Annotated in this window: 20 protein-coding genes and 1 pseudogene; 9 read left to right on the top strand and 12 right to left on the bottom strand. The window is 68.1% G+C overall.

Annotated elements, in window-relative coordinates:
- Nucleotides 1-14: 14 nt before the first annotated feature.
- Entirely contained in the window at nt 15-503 is a 489-nt protein-coding gene (gene carD / locus CKW34_RS02720) for an RNA polymerase-binding transcription factor CarD (protein ID WP_006550486.1), read from the bottom strand.
- A 276-nt stretch (nt 504-779) separates the two neighbouring features.
- Between carD and CKW34_RS02715 the strand changes: the two genes are divergently transcribed.
- The 3 genes and pseudogenes from CKW34_RS02715 (at nt 780) to dinB (ending at nt 4,243) form a co-directional block, all read left to right on the top strand.
- Nucleotides 780-1,412, top strand: a complete 633-nt coding sequence (locus CKW34_RS02715; protein ID WP_059382583.1) for a copper chaperone PCu(A)C — start codon at nt 780-782, stop codon at nt 1,410-1,412.
- A gap of 92 nt (nt 1,413-1,504) precedes the next feature.
- Complete coding sequence (gene radA, locus CKW34_RS02710) at nt 1,505-2,896, top strand: DNA repair protein RadA (RefSeq protein ID WP_059382584.1); 1,392 nt, start codon at nt 1,505-1,507, stop codon at nt 2,894-2,896.
- 82 nt (nt 2,897-2,978) lie between these two features.
- Nucleotides 2,979-4,243 (top strand): annotated as a pseudogene (gene dinB, locus CKW34_RS02705) (DNA polymerase IV).
- A 42-nt stretch (nt 4,244-4,285) separates the two neighbouring features.
- Here dinB and CKW34_RS02700 read toward each other — a convergent pair.
- Nucleotides 4,286-4,849 carry a PaaI family thioesterase gene (locus CKW34_RS02700; RefSeq protein ID WP_059382585.1) on the bottom strand — a complete coding sequence of 188 codons (564 nt, stop codon included), beginning with the start codon at nt 4,847-4,849 and terminating at the stop codon, nt 4,286-4,288.
- Between the two features lie 93 nt (nt 4,850-4,942).
- Here CKW34_RS02700 and disA point away from each other — a divergent pair, with 93 nt between their 5' ends.
- Entirely contained in the window at nt 4,943-6,025 is a 1,083-nt protein-coding gene (gene disA, locus CKW34_RS02695; RefSeq protein ID WP_059382586.1) for a DNA integrity scanning diadenylate cyclase DisA, read from the top strand.
- A 30-nt stretch (nt 6,026-6,055) separates the two neighbouring features.
- On the opposite strand, the gene CKW34_RS02690 is transcribed toward disA, so the two are convergent.
- On the bottom strand, nt 6,056-6,799 hold the full coding sequence (locus tag CKW34_RS02690) for a lipase chaperone (protein ID WP_059382587.1): 744 nt from the start codon (nt 6,797-6,799) through the stop codon (nt 6,056-6,058).
- A gap of 102 nt (nt 6,800-6,901) precedes the next feature.
- Nucleotides 6,902-7,531 carry a carbonic anhydrase gene (locus CKW34_RS02685; RefSeq protein ID WP_059382588.1) on the bottom strand — a complete coding sequence of 210 codons (630 nt, stop codon included), beginning with the start codon at nt 7,529-7,531 and terminating at the stop codon, nt 6,902-6,904.
- Nucleotides 7,532-7,624: 93 nt separating this feature from the next.
- Here CKW34_RS02685 and CKW34_RS02680 point away from each other — a divergent pair, with 93 nt between their 5' ends.
- On the top strand, nt 7,625-8,509 hold the full coding sequence (locus CKW34_RS02680) for an HhH-GPD family protein (protein ID WP_059382589.1): 885 nt from the start codon (nt 7,625-7,627) through the stop codon (nt 8,507-8,509).
- Between the two features lie 19 nt (nt 8,510-8,528).
- Here the strand turns inward: CKW34_RS02680 and CKW34_RS02675 are convergent, their stop codons facing one another.
- Nucleotides 8,529-9,287: an alpha/beta fold hydrolase gene (locus CKW34_RS02675; protein WP_059382590.1), complete on the bottom strand. Its 759-nt coding sequence runs from the start codon at nt 9,285-9,287 to the stop codon at nt 8,529-8,531.
- A gap of 33 nt (nt 9,288-9,320) precedes the next feature.
- Here CKW34_RS02675 and CKW34_RS02670 point away from each other — a divergent pair, with 33 nt between their 5' ends.
- Together CKW34_RS02670 and CKW34_RS02665 are read left to right on the top strand one after the other, a co-directional pair.
- Nucleotides 9,321-9,626 (top strand): antibiotic biosynthesis monooxygenase family protein, encoded by a 306-nt coding sequence (locus CKW34_RS02670; RefSeq protein WP_006550495.1) that lies wholly within the window; start codon nt 9,321-9,323, stop codon nt 9,624-9,626.
- A 1-nt stretch (nt 9,627) separates the two neighbouring features.
- Nucleotides 9,628-10,158: a DUF1990 family protein gene (locus tag CKW34_RS02665; protein WP_059382591.1), complete on the top strand. Its 531-nt coding sequence runs from the start codon at nt 9,628-9,630 to the stop codon at nt 10,156-10,158.
- Here CKW34_RS02665 and CKW34_RS02660 read toward each other — a convergent pair.
- From CKW34_RS02660 to CKW34_RS02650, 3 genes are all read right to left on the bottom strand, one after another.
- Nucleotides 10,148-10,834: a DsbA family oxidoreductase gene (locus CKW34_RS02660; protein WP_059382592.1), complete on the bottom strand. Its 687-nt coding sequence runs from the start codon at nt 10,832-10,834 to the stop codon at nt 10,148-10,150. The two genes, CKW34_RS02665 and CKW34_RS02660, sit on opposite strands and share 11 nt — an antisense overlap.
- Before the next feature lie 59 nt (nt 10,835-10,893).
- Nucleotides 10,894-11,334 (bottom strand): OsmC family protein, encoded by a 441-nt coding sequence (locus CKW34_RS02655; protein ID WP_059382593.1) that lies wholly within the window; start codon nt 11,332-11,334, stop codon nt 10,894-10,896.
- A gap of 131 nt (nt 11,335-11,465) precedes the next feature.
- Nucleotides 11,466-12,764 carry an oxygenase MpaB family protein gene (locus CKW34_RS02650; RefSeq protein ID WP_059382594.1) on the bottom strand — a complete coding sequence of 433 codons (1,299 nt, stop codon included), beginning with the start codon at nt 12,762-12,764 and terminating at the stop codon, nt 11,466-11,468.
- Between the two features lie 120 nt (nt 12,765-12,884).
- Here CKW34_RS02650 and CKW34_RS02645 point away from each other — a divergent pair, with 120 nt between their 5' ends.
- Nucleotides 12,885-13,511 (top strand): TetR/AcrR family transcriptional regulator, encoded by a 627-nt coding sequence (locus tag CKW34_RS02645; RefSeq protein WP_059382595.1) that lies wholly within the window; start codon nt 12,885-12,887, stop codon nt 13,509-13,511.
- A gap of 61 nt (nt 13,512-13,572) precedes the next feature.
- Here the strand turns inward: CKW34_RS02645 and CKW34_RS02640 are convergent, their stop codons facing one another.
- Nucleotides 13,573-14,217 carry an MBL fold metallo-hydrolase gene (locus tag CKW34_RS02640; RefSeq protein WP_059382596.1) on the bottom strand — a complete coding sequence of 215 codons (645 nt, stop codon included), beginning with the start codon at nt 14,215-14,217 and terminating at the stop codon, nt 13,573-13,575.
- A 138-nt stretch (nt 14,218-14,355) separates the two neighbouring features.
- On the opposite strand from CKW34_RS02640, the gene CKW34_RS02635 reads away from it, so the two are divergent.
- A complete protein-coding gene (locus CKW34_RS02635) occupies nt 14,356-14,946 on the top strand; it encodes a TIGR03086 family metal-binding protein (RefSeq protein WP_059382638.1) in 591 nt (196 codons plus the stop codon).
- A gap of 97 nt (nt 14,947-15,043) precedes the next feature.
- On the opposite strand, the gene CKW34_RS02630 is transcribed toward CKW34_RS02635, so the two are convergent.
- From CKW34_RS02630 to CKW34_RS02620, 3 genes are all read right to left on the bottom strand, one after another.
- Nucleotides 15,044-17,587 (bottom strand): ATP-dependent Clp protease ATP-binding subunit, encoded by a 2,544-nt coding sequence (locus CKW34_RS02630; protein WP_059382597.1) that lies wholly within the window; start codon nt 17,585-17,587, stop codon nt 15,044-15,046.
- A 270-nt stretch (nt 17,588-17,857) separates the two neighbouring features.
- Entirely contained in the window at nt 17,858-19,288 is a 1,431-nt protein-coding gene (locus tag CKW34_RS02625) for a phospholipase D-like domain-containing protein (protein ID WP_059382598.1), read from the bottom strand.
- A 149-nt stretch (nt 19,289-19,437) separates the two neighbouring features.
- Nucleotides 19,438-19,797, bottom strand: coding sequence for a histone-like nucleoid-structuring protein Lsr2 (locus CKW34_RS02620; protein ID WP_059382599.1), 360 nt, complete (start codon nt 19,795-19,797; stop codon nt 19,438-19,440).
- Nucleotides 19,798-19,828 lie beyond the last annotated feature (31 nt).

Below are 19,828 nucleotides of genomic sequence, written 5' to 3'. Positions count from 1 at the left end.
CGATGTCTCGCGCGTCAGGAAGCGGCGGCGAGAACCTCGTCGAGCATGGTTTCCGCCTTGACGTCGTCGGTGCCCTCGGCGAGCGCGAGCTCACCGACGAGGATCTGACGCGCCTTGGCGAGCATCCGCTTCTCACCTGCGGACAGGCCGCGGTCCTGCTCCCGGCGCCACAGGTCGCGCACAACTTCTGCGACCTTGTTGACATCGCCGGAGGCCAGCTTCTCGAGGTTGGCCTTGTACCGCCGTGACCAGTTGGTGGGTTCTTCCGTGTGGGGTGCGCGCAGCACCTGGAAAACCTTGTCGAGGCCTTCCTGCCCGACGACGTCGCGAACTCCGACGTACTCCGCGTTCTCTGCAGGTACCCGGACCGTCAGGTCGCCCTGCGCGACTTTCAGAACCAGATATTCCTTCTGCTCACCCTTGATGGTGCGTGTTTCGATTGCTTCGATCAGCGCCGCACCGTGATGGGGGTATACGACGGTGTCTCCGACCTTGAAAATCATGTGTCCCGTGCCCCTTTCGATTCTCCCAGTTTAACACGTGACCACATCGCCCTCGCGTCAACGGTGCAGGTCAGGGGCACCGAGCGGTGAGCGTAGGGCTTGACAGGCAGTCTCTTCCGTGTATCGGGTGACCTCCGACACACTCGTCCGCCGAGGCCTGTCGATCTTGTCTTCCGGGTGCGAATCCGCACGAGATCCGGCCCCGACGTACACAGCGCACTCGGGAACTACTACTCTGCCTAGTGGATTGCGAGCCTTACTCGAGTGGAGGAACCCGTGACTGCTCTCAAAGCGCCGACTCGTCGAGTCGTGACCGCTCTCGCCCTTGCCGCGGGAGCGGCGCTCACGATGTCCGCGTGCAGCGCCGGTCAGATCACCCAGACCTCGACCCAGGTCGCGGCCATCAACGGTTCCAACGTGGACGCCGGCAGCCTCGCGCTGCGCAACGTGCACGTGATCTACCCGAACTCCGAGGAGTACAGCATCGAGCCCGGCGGCACCGCCCAGCTCGGCTTCACGATCGTCAACCTCGACCCGTACGTCGGTGATCGGCTCACCGGTATCTCCACCGATTTCGCAGCCTCGGTCACGGGTGCCCGCCTCGAGGTTCCGCCGCAGTCCTCCGTGGTCGCCGGTGTCTCCGAGGAGAACGCCGCCCTCGTCGAGGAGGTCGACGAGTCGCCGCGTCCGGACAGCACCGAGGAGACCCCCTCCCCGGCTCCGGATGCCGTCGCCAACAACGTCGAGCTCGTGGACCTCTCCGAGGGTGTCCGCCCGGGCCTGACCATTCCCGTGACCTTCACGTTCGAAGAGGCCGGCGACATCACGCTGTCCGTGCCGATCGACGCCGGCCCGGAGCTCCCCCGCGACGAGTCGGATCTCTCGCCGATCGTGGGCGAAGCACACTAGGACCTTTCTACAGAAGGGCCCGGTCGAGCACAGCTCGGCCGGGCCCTTCTCGCATCCGCTCCGGTGTCGGTGCGACCGTCTATCCTCCGGCCGTGGCAAAGACCAAGACCCTCTACCGCTGTTCCGACTGCTCGCACACCGTCGCGAAGTGGGTCGGGCGCTGTCCCGAATGCGGAACGTGGGGGTCGATGGACGAAGCACCCGTGCAGCCGGTCGCGGTCGCCTCGCGCTCGGGTACCTCGCTCGCCCGTGCCGGTGCCGCCGCCGTGCTGCCGAGCACCCCGGCCACCCCGCTGTCGCAGATCGACAGCAAGTCCACCCACGCGAAGCCCACGGGCATCCCCGAACTCGACCGTGTCCTCGGTGGCGGTGTCGTCCCCGGTTCGGTCGTCCTGCTCGCCGGTGAGCCCGGTGTCGGCAAGTCCACGCTTCTCCTCGAGGTGGTGCACCGCTGGGCGTTGCGCGGCGAAGCCGATCGCGCGCTCTATGTCACCGGCGAGGAATCGGCCGGTCAGGTGCGTTTGCGCGCCGACCGCACCGGCGCCGTGCACGACCGGGTCTATCTCGCCGCCGAGAACGACCTCGCGACGATCTTCGGGCACGTCGAGCAGGTCAAACCCACCCTGCTGGTCGTCGACTCGGTCCAGACCATGCTCGCCGCCGACGTCGACGGCGTCACCGGTGGCGTCACGCAGGTCCGCGCGGTCACCAGCGCCCTGACCTCCCTCGCGAAGTCCAGCGGCATCCCGGTGCTGCTCATCGGCCACGTCACCAAGGACGGCGCCGTCGCCGGCCCGCGTTCCCTCGAGCACCTCGTCGACGTGGTGCTGCACTTCGAGGGCGACAAGCACTCCACACTGCGCATGGTGCGCGGGGTGAAGAACCGGTTCGGGGCCGCCGACGAGGTGGGCTGCTTCGAACTCGCCGAGGACGGGATCGTCGGGGTGAGCGACCCGTCGGGGTTGTTCCTGCAGCACCGCGACGAGGCCGTGCCCGGCACCGCCGTCACGGTCACGATGGACGGCAAACGCCCGCTCCTCGGTGAGGTCCAGGCACTCGTGGTGCCCACCCACAATCCGTCGCCGCGACGCGCCGTGAGCGGCCTCGACTCCGCGCGGGTGGCGATGGTGCTCGCGGTGCTCGAGCGTCGCTGCGGCCTCGGCCGGCTCGGCAACTGCGACGTCTACGCCTCCACCGTCGGTGGTATGCGGATCACCGATCCGTCCGCCGACCTCGCGCTCGCGCTCGCCGTCGCCTCGGCCGTGCGCGACCAACCCGTCCCTGCCGGCACCGTGCTTCTCGGCGAGGTCGGTCTCGCCGGGGAAGTCCGTCGTGTCGTCGGTGCGGGTCGCCGCCTCGCAGAGGCGAGCCGGCTCGGCTTCGACCGCGGGGTGGTTCCGCGCGATGTCGACGGTGTCCCGAAGGGCATGAAGAAGTTCGAGGTGTCCAACGTGGCGCAGGCACTGTCGACGCTCACGCGCTGACCTGCCGAGGTGCCGGCGGCACTGACCTGCCGAGGTGCCGGCGGCACTGACCTGCCGAGGTGTCGGCGGCAGGTGCGAACATGTGTTCGTGTCCGAAGCGACGGTGCTGCACGCCGATCTCGACGCGTTCTACGCGTCGGTGGAGCAGCGCGACGATCCGTGGCTGCGCGGCAGACCGATCGTCGTGGGCGGGGGTGTCGTACTCGCGGCGAGCTACGAGGCCAAGGCCCACGGCATCGTCACCGCGATGTCGGGCCGGGCCGCCCGCGCCCTGTGTCCGGGACTGATCTCGGTGCCTCCCCGCATGGAGGCCTACACGCAGGCGTCCCGCGACGTGTTCGCGATCTTCGACCGCACCACACCGATCGTGGAGGGGATCTCCATCGACGAGGCGTTCCTCGACGTCTCCGGTCTCGGGCGCATCGCCGGCAGCCCCGTCGACATCGCCGCACGTCTGCGTCGCACGGTCGCCGACGAGGTGGGGTTGCCGATCACCGTCGGTGTCGCGCGCACCAAGTTCCTCGCCAAGGTCGCGAGCGGGGTGCCAAGCCCGACGGACTGCTGCTCGTCCCTCCACACGCCGAACTCGAGTTCCTCCATCCGTTGCCGGTGGAGCGGTTGTGGGGTGTCGGCAAGGTGACGGCGGCAAAACTGCACGCGCACGGTCTGCGGACCGTGGCCGATGTCGCCGCCCACTCCGAGTCCGATCTCGTGTCGCTGCTCGGACGCGCAGCGGGACGCCACCTGCACGCCCTCTCGATCGGCCACGATCCACGTCCGGTCCGGCATCGGCGGCGCAGTTCGATGGGCGCGCAGCACGCCCTCGGCCGCGGACCGCACAGCATCGAGTCGGTCGGTGAGACGCTGCAACTGCTCGTCGACCGGGTGTGCCGGCGGATGCGCCGGGCCGGTCGCCTCGGCCGCACGGTGGTGCTGCGGATGCGCTTCGCCGACTACACCCGCGCGACCCGCTCCCACACGCTGCCCGGGGCCACCGCACGCACCGATCTGCTGTCGGCGGCGGCGCGCGACCTGCTCGAACAGACCCTGCCGCTCATCGCCGAGCGCGGTCTCACCCTCGTCGGGGTCGCGGTGACGAACCTCGTCGGCGAAGGCGTCGAGCAACTCGAGCTGCCGTTCGACGAGCCGGTCGAGGCTGTCGGAGACACGCCGAGTCACCTTGTCGGAGACACGCGAACGCACCGCGCCGTCGACCGGCACGCTCTCGATGCGGTTCTCGACGATCTGCACTCCCGCTACGGCGCGGGCGCGGTCACCTCGGCCGCGTTGCTCGGACGCGACCACCGGCCGGGTGTTCCGCTGCTCCCCGACGGGCCGGAGACCTGAACGAGAACACCCGAACGAAGGAGATGCCAGACTGCGGGGACGTCAGACTGCGGAGATATCGTGCTCGCTCTGCGGGAGCCCGTCGGCGTAGTCACGACCCTTCGCGAAATGCTCGTGCCCGACGACGACGAAGAGCCCGACCGACGACGCCACCACGACGTCCGGGTCGGCCAGCGGACCGTCGACGATGCGCGCCTCCGCGCTGGTGTAAACCTTGCGGCGCACCGTGCCGTCGACGCGGGCGCGGAACTCCAGCACCGAACCCAACGGGATGGGACGGGCGAAGTCCGTCTCGAAGTGCCCGGTGACGACGGCGGTCCGCAGGGCGGCGTTGCACGCCATTCCCTGCACCTCGTCGAATGCCGTCATGAGGATGCCACCGTGGATGAACCCCGGTCCGCCCTGGTAGCGCGTGGCGACGTCGAGCCGGCCGAGCACCTCGAGACCCTCGCCGAGCGTGAACTCCATCGCGAGGCCGTGGGGCTGGTCGTCACCACAACCGAAGCACTTGTTCCAATGCTGCGGTACCGGCGCACCCGGGCCGGGATGATCTTCCGGCAGATCGGGAACGACGAGGTCGTCGGGCAAAGTCCAGGTGCTGCGCATAAGCAAGTAATGTAGTTGCGCGGTCGGGGCGCCGATCCGGGAGTCCGCGCATTGTGACGACGACCGCAGACCGCACAGGGGAAGGAAGTCCAGATGACCGAGTCGGCGCCGGCATCGACGCTGAGCGACACCATCGCTCGTCTGGCGCCCGGCACCGCGCTACGCGACGGTCTCGAACGCATCCTCCGCGGCCGCACGGGCGGCCTGATCGTCCTCGGTTTCGACGACAGGGTCGCCGAGCTGTGCGACGGCGGTTTCGAACTCGACGTCGAGTTCGCCCCCACCCGACTCCGGGAGCTGTCGAAGATGGACGGCGCCGTGGTGGTGTCCACCGACGGTTCGCGCATCGTGCGCGCCAACGTGCAGCTCGTGCCCGATCCGAGCATCCCCACCGTGGAGTCCGGAACCCGGCACCGCGCCGCGGAACGCACCGCGATCCAGACCGGATATCCGGTGGTCTCGGTCAGCCAGTCGATGAGCATCGTCAGCGTGTACGTCGACGGTCGCCGCCACGTCATCAACGACTCCGCGACCATCCTGTCCCGGGCCAACCAGGCCGTCGCGACACTCGAGCGCTACAAGGCCCGCCTCGACGAGGTGACCCGGCAGTTGTCCGTGGTCGAGATCGAGGACATCGTCACGCTGCGCGACGCGCTCACCGTGGCGCAGCGGCTCGAGATGATGCACCGCCTGTCCGTGGAGATCGAGCAGGACGTGCTCGAACTCGGGACCGACGGTCGCCAGCTGGCCCTCCAGCTCGAGGAACTCGTCGGCGACAACCAGCTCGCCCGGCAGCTCATCGTGCGCGACTATCTGGCGGGTGAGCACGTCCCCACCCAGCAGGAGGTCGAGCAGGCTCTCGAGCGTCTCGCGCACCTGACCGACGTCGATCTGCTCGATCTGACGAGCCTCGCCCGCGCCTTCGGCTATTCGGGCACCATCGAGGCACTCGACACCTCGATGAGTCCCCGCGGTTATCGCGTGCTCCATCGGGTGCCGCGCCTGCAGACCCGGCAGATCAACCGGCTCGTGGGTGCATTCGGCACACTGCAGGGTCTGCTCGCCGCCACCGCTGCCGATCTCCAGGCGGTCGACGGGGTCGGCGCCCTGTGGGCCCGGTACATCAGAGAGGGACTGTCGCGCCTCGCCGAAGCCGCCATCAACCACTACGACTGAACCGCGACCGGCCGAGCGTCGATCCGCAGGTCAGGGCGTGATGTTGAACGGCTCGGGCACGCTGCGCAGGCCGCCGAGCTGCCCGACCACGGTGTACGCGCCGGGACCGACCGGTTCGCGCGGCGCCTGGCAGCCGGGCTCGGAGGTCGTCGCCGACCACTTGACGGAATAGGCCGCCTGGTCGCCCGGATCGAGCGATCGGATGTCGGCGGTCGATTCGGGGAAGCAGTCGGTGTTCGCCCAGAGCCGCTCGTTGCCGTCGAGGCTGTAGACGAGCACCTGCTGAAGGCCCGCACCGAGGTCGCGTTCGCACGGCGACGTGCCGATGTTGGTGATGACGATCGTGAAATCGGGTTCGGAACCGACCCGGTAGTTCGGCTCGTCCGACGTGACCCGCACGGCGAGCGACTGATCGGAGCACTGCCCCGGTGGAACCGGAGCAGCGGAGGTGGTGGCGGTCGTGGACGAATCGTCGTCGTCCGCGTCCTCCGAGGCCGAACCCCCTGCACCACGCGACCCGGACGAACCCGAGGCATCCCCGCTCCGAGTGGTGCTCGCGGACGCCGCGTCGGCGGACGCATCGGCCGCCGTCGTGGTGGCGGAGGTCGTCACTTCCGCCGCTGCGGGTTCGGGATTCTGATCGGGGTCGTCGCCGCCGGTCAGCGCCACGACGAGCCAGATGACCAGAGCCAGCACGACCACCGAGACTCCGATCGCGAGAACGCGTCGTCGCCAGTAGATCTCGGGGGGCAGAGGACCGGTCGGTTCAAGCACGCCCCCCACGGTATGTGCCGCGGGCTGCGCACGGCTACACCACCGTCGGCGTGTCGCTGTGACCTGCGGTCACATCGTTGTGACCGGCAGGTGCACACGTCTTCAGTTGTCGGATGCCTCGCCGATGTCGCCGAAGTGGCCGCGCAGGCTCACCTTGCCGTCGTCGAGCTTGTAGGTGACGCCCACGATGGCGCAGCGGCCGTCGGCGATGCGGTCGGCGATGATCCGCGAACGATCCGTGAGCAGCTTGCCCGTCTCGACGACGTGGCGGCCCTCGAGTTCGTCGACGGTGGACAGGCCCTCGGCCCGGCCCATGAGGATCGACGGAGCGACCCGCTCGACGAGGCTGCGGATGTGCCCGCCCGGCACCGTGCCCTTGTCGAGGGCGTCGATGGTCGCCGCAACGGCGCCGCAGCTGTCGTGGCCGAGGATGACGATGAGCGGAACGTTGAGGATCTCGACTGCGTACTCGATGGAGCCGAGGACGGAGCTGTCGATGACGTGACCCGCGGTGCGGACCACGAACATGTCGCCGAGCCCCTGGTCGAAGATGATCTCTGCGGCGACGCGGGAGTCTCCGCAGCCGAACAGCACGGCGGTGGGATGCTGACCGTTGACGAGTTCGGCGCGACGGTCGATTCCCTGGCTCGGGTGCAGCGGAGTGTCGCTGACGAAACGATGATTACCCTCGGTCAGGGCTTTCCATGCGGAGATGGGATTGGAGTTCGGCATGCGTACATTATTCACCTGCGCGCATGTCCGATTTCGTTCGACATCTCCTCGGCGGAACCCGAGACCCGACCCTGTGACCGGAGGAGACCCGAGATGTCCGTGGACGCACCGTCGTTGCTGCGCTGGTATGCCGCGCAGGCGCGCGACCTGCCGTGGCGCCGCGACGGGGTGACGGGCTGGCAGATCCTCATGTCCGAGGTCATGCTGCAGCAGACGCCGGTGGTCCGGGTTGCCCCGATCTGGGAGGAGTGGGTGCAGCGCTGGCCCGTGCCGTCCGCGATGGCCGCGTCGAGCCAGGCCGAGGTCCTGCGGGCATGGGGCAAGCTCGGTTATCCGCGCCGCGCGTTGCGCCTGCACGAGTGCGCCGGCGTACTCGCCGCCGAGCACGACGACCGGGTGCCCGAGGACGTCGACGTCCTGCTGACCCTGCCCGGTGTCGGCGCCTACACCGCCCGGGCGGTGGCATGCTTCGCGTACGGGCAGCGTGTGCCGGTGGTGGACACGAATGTGCGGCGTGTCGTCGCACGCGCCGTCCACGGCCGGGCGGAGCCGGGAAATCCTTCGACCACACGGGATCTCGCAGACGTCGAAGAGATCCTTCCGCGTCAGCGCGCGCGTGCGGCGACCTTCTCCGCGGCGCTGATGGAACTCGGTGCGACCGTGTGCACCGCTCGCACACCCGACTGCGGACGCTGCCCGCTGCCCGAGTGCGCATGGGTGCAGGCCGGGCGGCCCGCCCACGACGGACCACCCCGGAAGGTGCAGAAGTTCGCCGGCACCGACCGGCAGGTGCGCGGCCGGTTGATGGCGGTGCTGCGCGAGAGCAGCGTCCCGGTGGAGCGTCCCGTCCTCGACAGCGTGTGGACCACGGACCCGGGCCAGCGCGACCGTGCCCTGCATTCGCTGCTCGTGGACGGTCTCGTCGAGCAGACCGACGACGGCCGGTTCGCACTCGCCGGAGAGGGATCGACCTCCTAGAGTGGGCTCGCCGACGGTGCTACTGGAGTCGGCTCGCCGACAGCTCGTTCGTGGTCAGGAAGTGCTCCACGGCGGCGCGGAACTCGTCGGGCCGGTCGTCGTGCACGAGATGCCCGGCGCCTTCGACGAGGACGTATTCGGTGCCCGGTCGCGTCGCCATCCGCCGCATCTGACCTTCGGGGGTGATGGTGAACTCGCCCTCGAGCAGCAGGGCGGGTACGCGGATCGAATTCCACTCGTCCCAGAAGTGCCGCGAACCCCATTCCTCCGAGATGTCACGGAAGGTCTCGACGTCGCCGTGCAGATACCAACCGTCGTCGCGGCGGACGAACGAGTCGAGGAAGTAGCGACCCGCGACGGGCCCGAAGAAGTCGGAGACCGCATCCTCCGTGGGGAACGGTTGCGGCCACTGCGCGATCATCGCCGCCCAGTTCGCGGCGGTGCGGCCGCGGAAGTCGGGCGCCATGTCCTCGAGCACCAGCGCGTTGACCCGCTCGGGATGGGCGGCGGCGAAGCACCACGCGTGCAGGGCACCCATCGAATGCCCGATCACGACGAGCGGTTCGGTGATCCCGGTGAGGTGGGCTGAGAGGTCGGTGACGAACGCCTCGGTGGTGAGTTCGCCGGGGGCGGGACGGCCGTGGCCGGCAGCGTCGAAGGTGTACACGTGCCCGTGTTCGCGCAGCCACGGCACGTGACGACGCCACGTCCGGGCGCTGCCCATGAGACCGTGCAACAGCAGGATGGGTCGTCCGGTTCCGCCCTCGTCGTGCAACACAATCGACCAAGTTAGCGGAGTAGGCTCTCGCGCATGGCAGTCGTGAAGATCAACGCAATCGAAGTTCCCGAAGGCGCCGGCCCCGAGCTGGAGAAGCGATTCGCCAATCGGGCGCACACCGTCGACAACTCCCCCGGCTTCTTGGGCTTCCAGCTGCTCCGCCCCACCGCGGGCGAGAACCGGTACTTCGTGGTGACGCAGTGGGAGTCCGAGGAGGACTTCGCCGCGTGGCGCGACGGCGACGCACGTGCTGCCCACGCGGGTGAGGCGAAGAAGCCCGTCGCGACCGGCGCATCGCTGCTCGAGTTCGAGGTCGTCCTCGACGTCAAGAAGTCCTGAGATGTCCGCGTCCGGCGGGTCCGGGCGTGAGTTCACCTATGCGGAGGTGGGAGCGAGCCTGCGTGCCTTCCGGGGCGAGGCACCGCTCCCCTCCGGTTATCGACACCTGAGGGTCGAGAGCGAACTGGGCAGCGGCGACACCGTGTTCGAAGTCGCCGCTGCCCGGTTGTTCTCGTGGGACATGCATCGCGGTGCGGGCATGCGGATCCCGGCCGGTACGCCCCTCGCAGTGCCCGGCGTCGAAGTGGATCTCGGCTTCGGTCTCGGACCGGTGCGCGCATCGGCGCGGTGCCGGGTGATCGAGATCGTCGACACCGCAGACGTCCGCGGGTTCACCTACGGCACGCTCCCGGGCCATCCCGCCAGCGGCGAGGAGACCTTCGTCGTCGAGCGGACCGCGGACGGACGGGTGCGGGGAACGGTGCTCGCGTTCTCCCGCCCCGCCCGCTGGTACACGAAGCTGGCCGGGCCCGTCGGGCACCTGCTCCAGCAACAGATCGCGCGACGTTATCTCGCGGCACTCACAGCTTGACCGTCACATCGTCGACGGCCCTGCGCAGGAACTGACGGAAGACGTCCACCGGCTGCGCGCCGGACACCGCGACGGCGCGGTTGGCCACGAAGAACGGCACCCCCTGCACGCCGATGCGCCGCGCGTCGAAGAGATCGGCGGCCACGGCGTCGGCCGCCGCTTCACCGGCGGGATCGTCGCCGTCGAGCGCCGCGCGCGTCGACTCCGGATCGAGCCCGACCTCGGCGGCGACCTTCACGAGGACATCCACGTCGTCGACCACCTCACCATCGACGAAATGCGCGCGGAACAACGCCTCGAGCACCTCGTCGCGCTTGTCGCCTGCCAGATGCGCGAGCCGGTGTGCGTCGAAGGTGTTGGCGGCGACGACGTTGTCGAAGTCGATCTCGAGTCCCACGTCGGCAGCGGTGTCCGAGACCTGGGCGAACATCTGCCTGACCTGCTCGGCCGGCATCCCCTTCATCGCGACGAGCGCCTCTACCTCGGGGACCCGTCGCCCGACCGGCGTGTCGGGCGAGAGCTGGTACGACCTCCAGGTGACCTCGATCCGGTCGCGGTCGTCGAAGGACTCCAGGGCCTCCGCGAAGCGCCGCTTGCCGATGTAGCACCAGGGGCAGGCGATGTCGGACCAGATCTCGATGTGGGCTGTGGGGAGAAGTACGTCAGGCATGCTCATATTCGGGTACAACCCGGCCCTGACGTGCTCTGTTCCCGGCCGATCGGTCCACGAACCCGTCAGCTCTCGAGCGCGGCGTCCAGGGAGATCTCGACGCCGGTGAGTGCCTTGCTCACAGGGCATCCGGCCTTCGCGTCCTCCGCGGCCTTGACGAAGCCGTCGGCGTCGAGGCCGTCGACCTCGCCCCGCACCTTCAACCGGATTCCGGTGAGTCGGAATCCGCCCGCCGGGTCGGGCCCCAGCGAGACGTCGGCGGTGACCTCGAGGCTCTGCGGCGTGCCGCCCGCCTCCGCGATCAGCGCGGACAACTGCATCGCGTAGCACGACGAATGTGCGGCGGCGATGAGCTCCTCGGGGCTGGTGGTGCCGTCCGCGTTCTCCGCCGAACGCTTCGGGAACGACACGTCGAACGTGCCACGGCCCGAACTGGTGAGCTCCACCTGACCGGAGCCCTTCTGCAGATCCCCGTTCCATGCGGTCCGTGCGGTACGAGTGGGCATGACCTCTCCTTCTCTGGGTGCGACAGCTCTGCGTGCGACAGTGCTTCACGAAGACAGTGCTTCACGAACCACACTTGCAGAGTCGTCGTGGCGGCGAGGGCGTTCGCGGCAGAGCGTTCCCGATGTCCGGATCAGGCCGATCGCGCCCTCAGTTCACGGTCGCGCTCGCGGATCGACTGCACGGCTTCGTCCCGTTCGTAGGGCCGCACCTCGAGCCGCCGCTTCACCTCGGCGATCTCCCGCATGCGTTCGGCGTGGCCCCGCCGTGCGGCGTGCCCGGCGCCTCCGGGCACCAGGACACTCAGGCGGTCGCGTACGAGGTTGCGCGCGAACCACACCGGATACAACGCTGCCATCGGGCTCAGCCGCGGAACACCGACGGCGTCGGCGTATCCGGAGCCGAGCGACAGGCGGGCCAGGTCGGCGTGGAAGTGGTAGTACGCCCAGCTCCTGATGCGGTTCGCCACGCCCGGGCCATCGACCCCGTAGATACGGGGAACGGCTTTCAGGGCAGCCTCGGTGAGAGCGGCGGACGAGTCGTCGGGGTCGACCTCCGACCAGACCGCCAGCCAGATCAGACGCAGGAGCTCGTCGAGGGAGGTGACCTGCAGATCCGCTGTCACGCCCATGGTGTGGGCGATGTAGCGGTAGAGGTGGACGATCGCATCGCGCTCACGTCGCGAGTACCAGTGACCGGCCGCCATGACGGCGAGGGCCACCCCGGCGATCGGGATCATCGTCACGCAGTAGTGCAGCTGGTTCACGGGCCGGCCGTGCGTGTCGATGTTCCAGTCGTCGACCCGGTCGATCCCGGCACGGATGTAGGCGTGCACCACGCGGACGCGGGCGGTGTTCTTCGTCCCCGCTCCGAAGCGCTCCATACCGCCGGGCGCCGTGCAGTCCATCGACCACGAGACCGTCTCGACGATCCGTCCCGCGGCGCGCTTCGCGAGGTCGCCGCCGCGCAGCAGCACGTCGTTGACGCGCGGGGAGACGTAGCTGGCCGGGAAGGCGATGGCGGTGGTGAACGCCATGAGGGTGCTCATCGGCATCCGTGCGATCGCCCGCGCGGCGAGATCGAGTTTGTCGTAGTCGACCCAGAACGGCACGTCGTCGAGGGTGGCGATGAACGCTGCCACCTCGGGTGCGGGATCGTCCACCGTCTCGATGCCGTGTTCGAGTGCCTGCTCGAACTGCGTGCGGACGCGGAGCCGGTCCCGGCGCATCGCGGCGACCAGATCATCGGCCACGGGATCGCAGGTGTGCGCGAACTTGGCGAACGCCCGGGCCTGGGCCCGGGTGGGTCGTACCGAGTCGCCGGCGAGCAACGACATCGCCAGACGCGGGCCACCCTCTCTCAGGATCGGCTTCGGTTCGAGTCGGTCGGTTCGGTCGTGCAGGTGGGCAGTCGACGGCGCATCGATCGTCACTATCTTCTCCTCGTCCGGATTCAGGGACCGACTATGACAAGGATTCCACAATTAGTAAACACTTGATTCCGGAATCGATCGATTCCGGAAGGTCGGTGGTGTTGTGCCACACTCGACGATGTGTCCGAGCCCGAAGCCACCCGCGCGTATCGCGGCATCGCGCCGGCCGATCGGCGCGCCGAACGACGCAAGCGTCTCCAGAACGCGGTGATCGACGTCGTCGCCGACGAGGGCTGGTCGGCGGCGACGGTACGGAAGGTCGCGGCCACCGCGGGAGTCGGTCCGCGCTTCTTCTACGAGAGCTTCACCGACATGAACGACCTCGTCACCACCGCCTACGACGAGCTCGGCGCGACCCTGCTCGAAGGCGCCGTCGACGCGATCGCGGCGGCCCCCGACGAGCTGCACGCCAAGGCGCGCGCCGCGGTGGGAGCGATCGTCGGCGCCGTCGAACGCAACCCCCAGCAGGGCCGTTTCCTCATCTCCGACGCGCCCCCGCTGGCGGAGCGGAAGAGCGCGTTCATCCGGTCCGCGGCCGACGAACTCGCCAAGCAGAGCGACGCGGTGGGCACCCGTCTCGACTCCCGGCAGGCCGAACTGTGCGCGGTCGTCGTCATGGCCGGCGCCGTCGAGCTCGTCCGCCGCTGGCTCGACGGCACCCTCGACATCCGCCCCGACGAACTCATCGAGATCGTCGCCAGCACCCTGTCGACACTCACCGCGCACATGCCGACCATCGGCAGATGAGCCGGCGGCAAGGTCGGCCGCGACCCGCGGCAGGGCGGACGTCCCGGAAGAGGACCCCTGCTCAGCCCCGCACCGCGGCCGACAACCCCGTCAGAGCTCGGTCGATGTGGGCGGGCCATTCCCGGGGGTCGATCCGGTGCACACCCGACTCCCCCGCGAACGCACTCGAGATCACCACGTCGGGCTCCGTCGTCGCCAGCAGGCGCAGACTGTCGGCGAGTGCACGGGCGTCGCTCATCCCCTCGATGTAGCCGGCCCGCCACTTCCCCGACGCACCGCGGTACAGCGTGTCGCCGGTGAACAGGTAGCGGGTTCCGTCCGCACCGGGCACCAGATAGCAGATGCTGCCCACCGTGTGCCCCGGCGTCGGAACGATCTCCACCCCGTTGTCGTCCACGTGACGTTCTGTCAGCGGGACGTCGATGCGGGCGTGTCGGCCGACCACGTCTGCCTCCGCCGCCGCCGCGTGGAGTCTCGACCCGAAGCGCTCGGCGATCCTGCCGAGCATCGGACCGGCCTCGTCCTGGTGGGACAGGTACTGGTCGGTGATCCCCCCGAGACGGTCCAGTGCGTCGAAATCGGCCTCACCGGCAACGGAGTAGAAAAGCACATCGGTCTTCCCGGTCCACAGATAGGCGTGCGTTCTCAGTCCCGGGAACGGGTTGTCCTCCTGCGTCTCCCACAGATCGGGCAGTACTTGCCGCATCGCGATACCTCCTGGTCGTCGTCCGCTCACCATCCACCGTGCAACCTCGAGCCGACTGGAGGTCAAGCCGGGAACGACGAGTCCGGAAATCCTCGGGTGGAACAGCAGGTGTGGGCGCAGCATGGAGCGGTGACCACGATGCAGCAGGATCCCCGCCCACTCGTCCGCGCCGCCCTGGACCGCGCCCGCCGGATCGTCGGTGGTGTCCGGAGCGAGCACCTCGCCGCTCCCACCCCGTGTCCCGAGTTCGATGTCCGCACACTGATCGGCCACCTCGCCGCGACCCTGGAACGGAGCGCGGCCATCGGTTCCGGGGGCGATCCCCGCACCGTCCCGGAATTCCTCACCTCCGAGAACGACGACTGGCCGGCCGTGCTCGATGCCGCCGCCGACCGTTACTGGCAGGTGTGGGAGGACGACGCCCTCCTGGACAAGCCCGTCACCGCCCCCTGGGGTACCTTTCCCGGCCGGGTCGCGATGTTCATGGAACTCGACGAACTGCTCGTGCACGGTTGGGACATCGCCGTCGCCACCGCACAGGAGGCGGACGCCGACCCGGCACTCGCGGAGGCAACCCTCGGGATCATGAAGATCACCCTGCCCGAATCACCTCGCGAGGGATTTCCCTTCGGCCCACCGGTCACGCCCGCGCCGGACGCCGGCCCGACCGAGCGTCTCGTGAACTGGGTAGGGCGTGCCAGCGCCCCCTGGTCCGGTCGGCGAGGTTGAACGGACGAAGCCGAACGCACAGCGAGAGGGGCGACACCCTTGCGGGTGCCGCCCCTCTCGTGCGAACCGTGTCGTCCGGTGTGAACCGGCGAGCGGGTTATCCGGCTTCGGACTCGCCCTCGCTGGACTTGGCCAGCGCGACCGCCGGGGTGTCCGGAACCTCGGCCGGCTTCTCGCTCGGCGTGAACGTGAACTTCGCGTTCTCGCCGGCGCCCTCGCCGTCCCAGCCCTCGACGTCGACGAGGACGATCTGGCCCGCGCCGATCTCGCCGAAGAGGATCTTCTCGGAGAGCTGATCCTCGATCTCGCGCTGGATCGTGCGACGCAGCGGACGTGCGCCGAGCACCGGGTCGAAGCCGCGCTTTGCGAGCAACGACTTCGCCTTCTCGGTGAGCTCGATACCCATGTCCTTGTTCTTCAGCTGCGTCTCCACACGTCCGACCATGAGGTCGACCATCTGGATGATCTGATCCTGCGTGAGCTGGTGGAAGACGATGATGTCGTCGATACGGTTGAGGAACTCGGGCCGGAAGTGCTTCTTCAGCTCGTCGTGGACCTTGTTCTTCATCCGCTCGTAGTTCGACTGCTCGCCCGTTCCGGCCGAGAAGCCGAGCCCGACGGCCTTCGAGATGTCGGCGGTGCCCAGGTTCGACGTGAAGATCAGCACGGTGTTCTTGAAGTCGACCGTGCGTCCCTGACCGTCGGTGAGGCGACCGTCCTCGAGGACCTGCAGGAGGGTGTTGTAGATCTCCTGGTGGGCCTTCTCGATCTCGTCGAACAGAACCACGGAGAACGGCTTGCGGCGCACCTTCTCGGTGAGCTGGCCGCCCTCCTCGTATCCGACGTAGCCGGGAGGCGCACCGAACAGGCGCGACGCGGTGAAGCGGTCGTGGAACTCGCCCATGTCGATCTGGATGAGCGCGTCGTCCTCGCCGAACAGGAAGTTCGCGAGCGCCTTGGACAGCTCCGTCTTACCCACACCGGACGGGCCGGCGAAGATGAACGAACCGGACGGACGCTTCGGGTCCTTCAGGCCCGCACGCGTACGACGGATCGCCTTGGCGACGGCCTTGACGGCGTCCTCCTGGCCGATGATCCGCTTGTGCAGCTCGTCCTCCATGCGGAGCAGACGCGTGGTCTCCTCCTCGGTGAGCTTGAACACCGGGATACCGGTCCAGTTGGCGAGGACCTCGGCGATCTGTTCCTCGTCGACCTCGGCGATGACGTCGAGATCGCCCGCACGCCACTGCTTCTCGCGCTCGGCACGCTGCGCGACGAGCTGCTTCTCCTTGTCGCGCAGGCTCGCGGCCTTCTCGAAGTCCTGCGCGTCGATCGCCGATTCCTTCTCGCGACGGGCGTCGGCGATCTTGTCGTCGAACTCGCGGAGGTCCGGCGGCGCGGTCATGCGACGGATGCGCATGCGGGCACCGGCCTCGTCGATGAGGTCGATCGCCTTGTCCGGCAGGAAGCGGTCGTTGATGTAGCGATCGGCCAGAGTGGCCGACGCGACGAGCGCCTTGTCGGTGATCGAGACGCGGTGGTGCGCCTCGTAGCGGTCGCGCAGACCCTTGAGGATCTCGATGGTGTGCTCCACCGTCGGCTCCCCGACCTGCACCGGCTGGAAGCGGCGCTCGAGAGCGGCGTCCTTCTCGATGTACTTGCGGTACTCGTCGAGGGTCGTCGCACCGATGGTCTGCAGCTCACCACGGGCGAGCTTGGGCTTGAGGATCGACGCGGCGTCGATCGCGCCCTCGGCAGCACCGGCACCGACGAGCGTGTGCAGCTCATCGATGAACAGGATGATGTCGCCGCGGCTGTTGATCTCCTTGAGGACCTTCTTCAGGCGCTCCTCGAAATCACCGCGGTAACGGCTGCCGGCGACGAGCGAACCCAGGTCGAGCGTGTAGAGCTGCTTGTCCTTGAGGGTCTCGGGGACCTCACCGTTGACGATGGCCTGCGCGAGGCCCTCGACGACGGCGGTCTTACCGACACCCGGCTCGCCGATGAGCACCGGGTTGTTCTTCGTACGACGCGACAGCACCTGCATGACGCGCTCGATCTCCTTGGCCCGGCCGATGACCGGGTCGAGCTTGCCCTCGAGAGCTGCCTGCGTGAGGTTACGGCCGAACTGGTCCAGGACGAGCGACGTGGACGGAGTGCCGGTCTCGCCACGGCTCGTGCCGGATTCTGCGGGCTCCTTGCCCTGGTAACCGGACAGCAGCTGGATGACCTGCTGACGCACCCGGTTGAGGTCGGCGCCGAGCTTGACGAGCACCTGCGCCGCCACGCCCTCACCCTCGCGGATGAGACCGAGCAGGATGTGTTCGGTACCGATGTAGTTGTGTCCGAGCTGGAGCGCTTCGCGAAGGCTCAGCTCGAGGACCTTCTTGGCACGAGGAGTGAAGGGAATGTGCCCCGAGGGCGCCTGCTGACCCTGGCCGATGATCTCTTCGACCTGGCTGCGCACACCTTCGAGGGAGATACCCAACGACTCGAGCGACTTCGCCGCCACACCCTCACCCTCGTGGATGAGGCCGAGGAGGATGTGCTCCGTGCCGATGTAGTTGTGGTTGAGCATCCTGGCCTCTTCTTGAGCCAGGACAACGACGCGCCGCGCGCGATCGGTGAACCTTTCGAACATCGCACTCCCTCACACTCTCCGGCCGCCGGTCCGGTACGCCGATCGTCCCGCACCCTGCTGCCGCTCTTAAGCTCCGGCACTCGAGTCGTTCGTCGGAACCTTTCAGAGGTTCCAAGCTCCCACTCCACACTCTAGTGGTCGTGGTATCGACTCGCTTTCCCTCTACCCTTCGGAAGGCGGCGAGAAAACCCGGTTTCAGAAGTTAACGCTGCACGTGGCGGATACGTTTCCGCAAGCTGTACGCCACAAGCGAACAGAGGCTGTGGGGGATCAACGGGCGAAGAATCGCTCGATCCTGCGTCCGAAGCTCCGCGCGGCGCGTTCGGGATCGGCCAGAGCACTTTCTGCGAGGACACTGTCCTCGTCCGACACCGTACCCGGTTCGAACGGCCGCAGCGAACGTCCCGGACCGCGCAACCGCTCGATGGTGGAGATGAGCGAACCGCCGTCCTTCGTGGCCTCCGCGATCACCTCGGGGTCGACGTCGAGATGTTCCGCCACCAGGATGTTGCGCAGCTCGACGGCGGCGCGGCCGACCGCGTCCCCGGGTTCGGCGGATTCGATGGCCAGGTCGCATTCGGTGTCGAAGCCCATCGAACGGTTGTTCAGGTTCGACGACCCGATCCGCAGCAGGGTCTCGTCCATGACGACGACCTTCGCGTGCACGTAGATCGGCTCCCCGCCGGCGGTGACGGGATAGTAGGCGGCGAAACGGCCGTGCACGTCGGCCTCCCACAACATGTGCAGCAGGGCCCGCCGGGCTCCGTCCATGGCCTTGCGTTCGAGCCAGCCGTCGGCGTTGCGTGGGATCACCACCACGATCTCGGGGCCGTCCGGTTCCTGCAGTCGCTCGGCGAGACCCTCCGCGATCCTGCGCGAAGCGAGGTACTGGCTCTCGAGGTAGAGAGTGTGCCGCGCCTTCTCGATCACCGACAGGTACAGCGCCTCGATCTCGTGGATGCCGTCCTTCCCGTCGTAGGCGGGCAGCGTGCGCGCGATGCCCACGTCCACGCTGCGGAGGGTCGGCTCGAGATCGTCGGGCCAGATCGGCTCCGGCTCCGGCACGGGATCGAGCTTCTCCCCCGTGGCCGCCTTCCACCGGGCGCGCGCCTGGTCGCCGAGGGCCCGCGCGGCGTCGCCGTCGACGGCGGTCGTCACGTCGTGCCACGGTCCGTAGCGTTTACCGCTCGGCTCCCGCCGGTATTTGCTCAGGTCCGGATGATCCGGGGTGTCCCAGCGGTCGACGGTCATATCGATACCGCCACAGAAAGCGATGCTGTCGTCGACGACGAGAATTTTCTGATGATGCGCTGCGCCCACGGGATGCGCCCCGTCGATTTCGAAGTGCAGGCTCGGGTCGGTGAGCCAATCGAGCACGAACACCGGCGTCATTCCGCGTGCGAGGGCACTGAACGCACCGATGTTCCACTTGAGCAGATAAATATCGAGACCGGGGCGACGTTCGGGGAGCCATTCGAGGAATTCACCGAGTTTGTTCGGTCCCTCGAGAGTTGCACCCTCGGGTTCGAACTTGATCCGGGTGTCGAAATCCCACCCGATCAGCATGATGCGTTTTTCCGCCCGGAGCATCGCCGCCTTGGCGTGACGGAAATAGTCGGCGGCGTCGACTATGCAGGTCAACCTCTCCGCTCGCGCAAGTCGCCAGCAGGTTGAACCCGGTTCGAGCACGGTCTCGGCCATGAGCGGATGCTACTCCCCGACCGCATCGCGCCGGGTCGTCCGCACGATCGAAGTGTGTGACGGGCGCCACTGTGCCACAACCCAACCCGCCCACAGACGACTGTGGGGCGCCGTCCACGGATGGACGACGCCCCACGGACGAGGATTCGTCAGTGCGCTTTGTTGTACGCCTCGACGATCTCCGCAGAGATTCGGCCACGGGCCGACACCGGCAGATCGTTGTTCCGTGCCCATTCACGGATGGCGGCCGTCTGTTCGCGACCGGCACTTCCGGATCCGCTCTTGCGCGGAGCCGGCGCAGTTCCGGCGGCGGTCTTGCTCCGCTTGCGGCCGCCGACCTTACGAGCGTGTTCGATCCAGAATTCCAACTGCTCGCGCAGCCGTGCCGCATTGTCCTCGGAAAGGTCGATCTCGTACGTCACTCCGTCGAGACCGAACTCCACCGATTCGTCCGCCGCCGACTCCTGATCCACATCGTCGATCAGGGTGACAGTGACTTTCTTCGCCATGTGGTGTAAATCCTCTCGCATGCGCTTCCCC

It is taken from the genome of Rhodococcus rhodochrous (genome assembly GCF_900187265.1).
GTDB lineage: Bacteria > Actinomycetota > Actinomycetes > Mycobacteriales > Mycobacteriaceae > Rhodococcus > Rhodococcus rhodochrous.
Note: the sequence above shows the minus strand (reverse complement) of the source record. Positions and strands in the feature narration are given on the sequence as shown.

Coding starts and splice junctions, on each gene's coding strand:
- CKW34_RS02640 (WP_059382596.1), bottom strand. CDS start 14,217: ATGCGGCAAGTACTGCCCGATCTGTGGGAGACGCAGGAGGACAACCCG.
- CKW34_RS02630 (WP_059382597.1), bottom strand. CDS start 17,587: ATGTTCGAAAGGTTCACCGATCGCGCGCGGCGCGTCGTTGTCCTGGCT.
- CKW34_RS02665 (WP_059382591.1), top strand. CDS start 9,628: ATGTCCGCGTCCGGCGGGTCCGGGCGTGAGTTCACCTATGCGGAGGTG.
- CKW34_RS02625 (WP_059382598.1), bottom strand. CDS start 19,288: ATGGCCGAGACCGTGCTCGAACCGGGTTCAACCTGCTGGCGACTTGCG.
- CKW34_RS02685 (WP_059382588.1), bottom strand. CDS start 7,531: ATGCCGAACTCCAATCCCATCTCCGCATGGAAAGCCCTGACCGAGGGT.
- CKW34_RS02655 (WP_059382593.1), bottom strand. CDS start 11,334: ATGCCCACTCGTACCGCACGGACCGCATGGAACGGGGATCTGCAGAAG.
- CKW34_RS02635 (WP_059382638.1), top strand. CDS start 14,356: ATGCAGCAGGATCCCCGCCCACTCGTCCGCGCCGCCCTGGACCGCGCC.
- CKW34_RS02670 (WP_006550495.1), top strand. CDS start 9,321: ATGGCAGTCGTGAAGATCAACGCAATCGAAGTTCCCGAAGGCGCCGGC.
- CKW34_RS02620 (WP_059382599.1), bottom strand. CDS start 19,797: ATGGCGAAGAAAGTCACTGTCACCCTGATCGACGATGTGGATCAGGAG.
- CKW34_RS02660 (WP_059382592.1), bottom strand. CDS start 10,834: ATGAGCATGCCTGACGTACTTCTCCCCACAGCCCACATCGAGATCTGG.
- disA (WP_059382586.1), top strand. CDS start 4,943: ATGACCGAGTCGGCGCCGGCATCGACGCTGAGCGACACCATCGCTCGT.
- CKW34_RS02680 (WP_059382589.1), top strand. CDS start 7,625: ATGTCCGTGGACGCACCGTCGTTGCTGCGCTGGTATGCCGCGCAGGCG.
- CKW34_RS02700 (WP_059382585.1), bottom strand. CDS start 4,849: ATGCGCAGCACCTGGACTTTGCCCGACGACCTCGTCGTTCCCGATCTG.
- carD (WP_006550486.1), bottom strand. CDS start 503: ATGATTTTCAAGGTCGGAGACACCGTCGTATACCCCCATCACGGTGCG.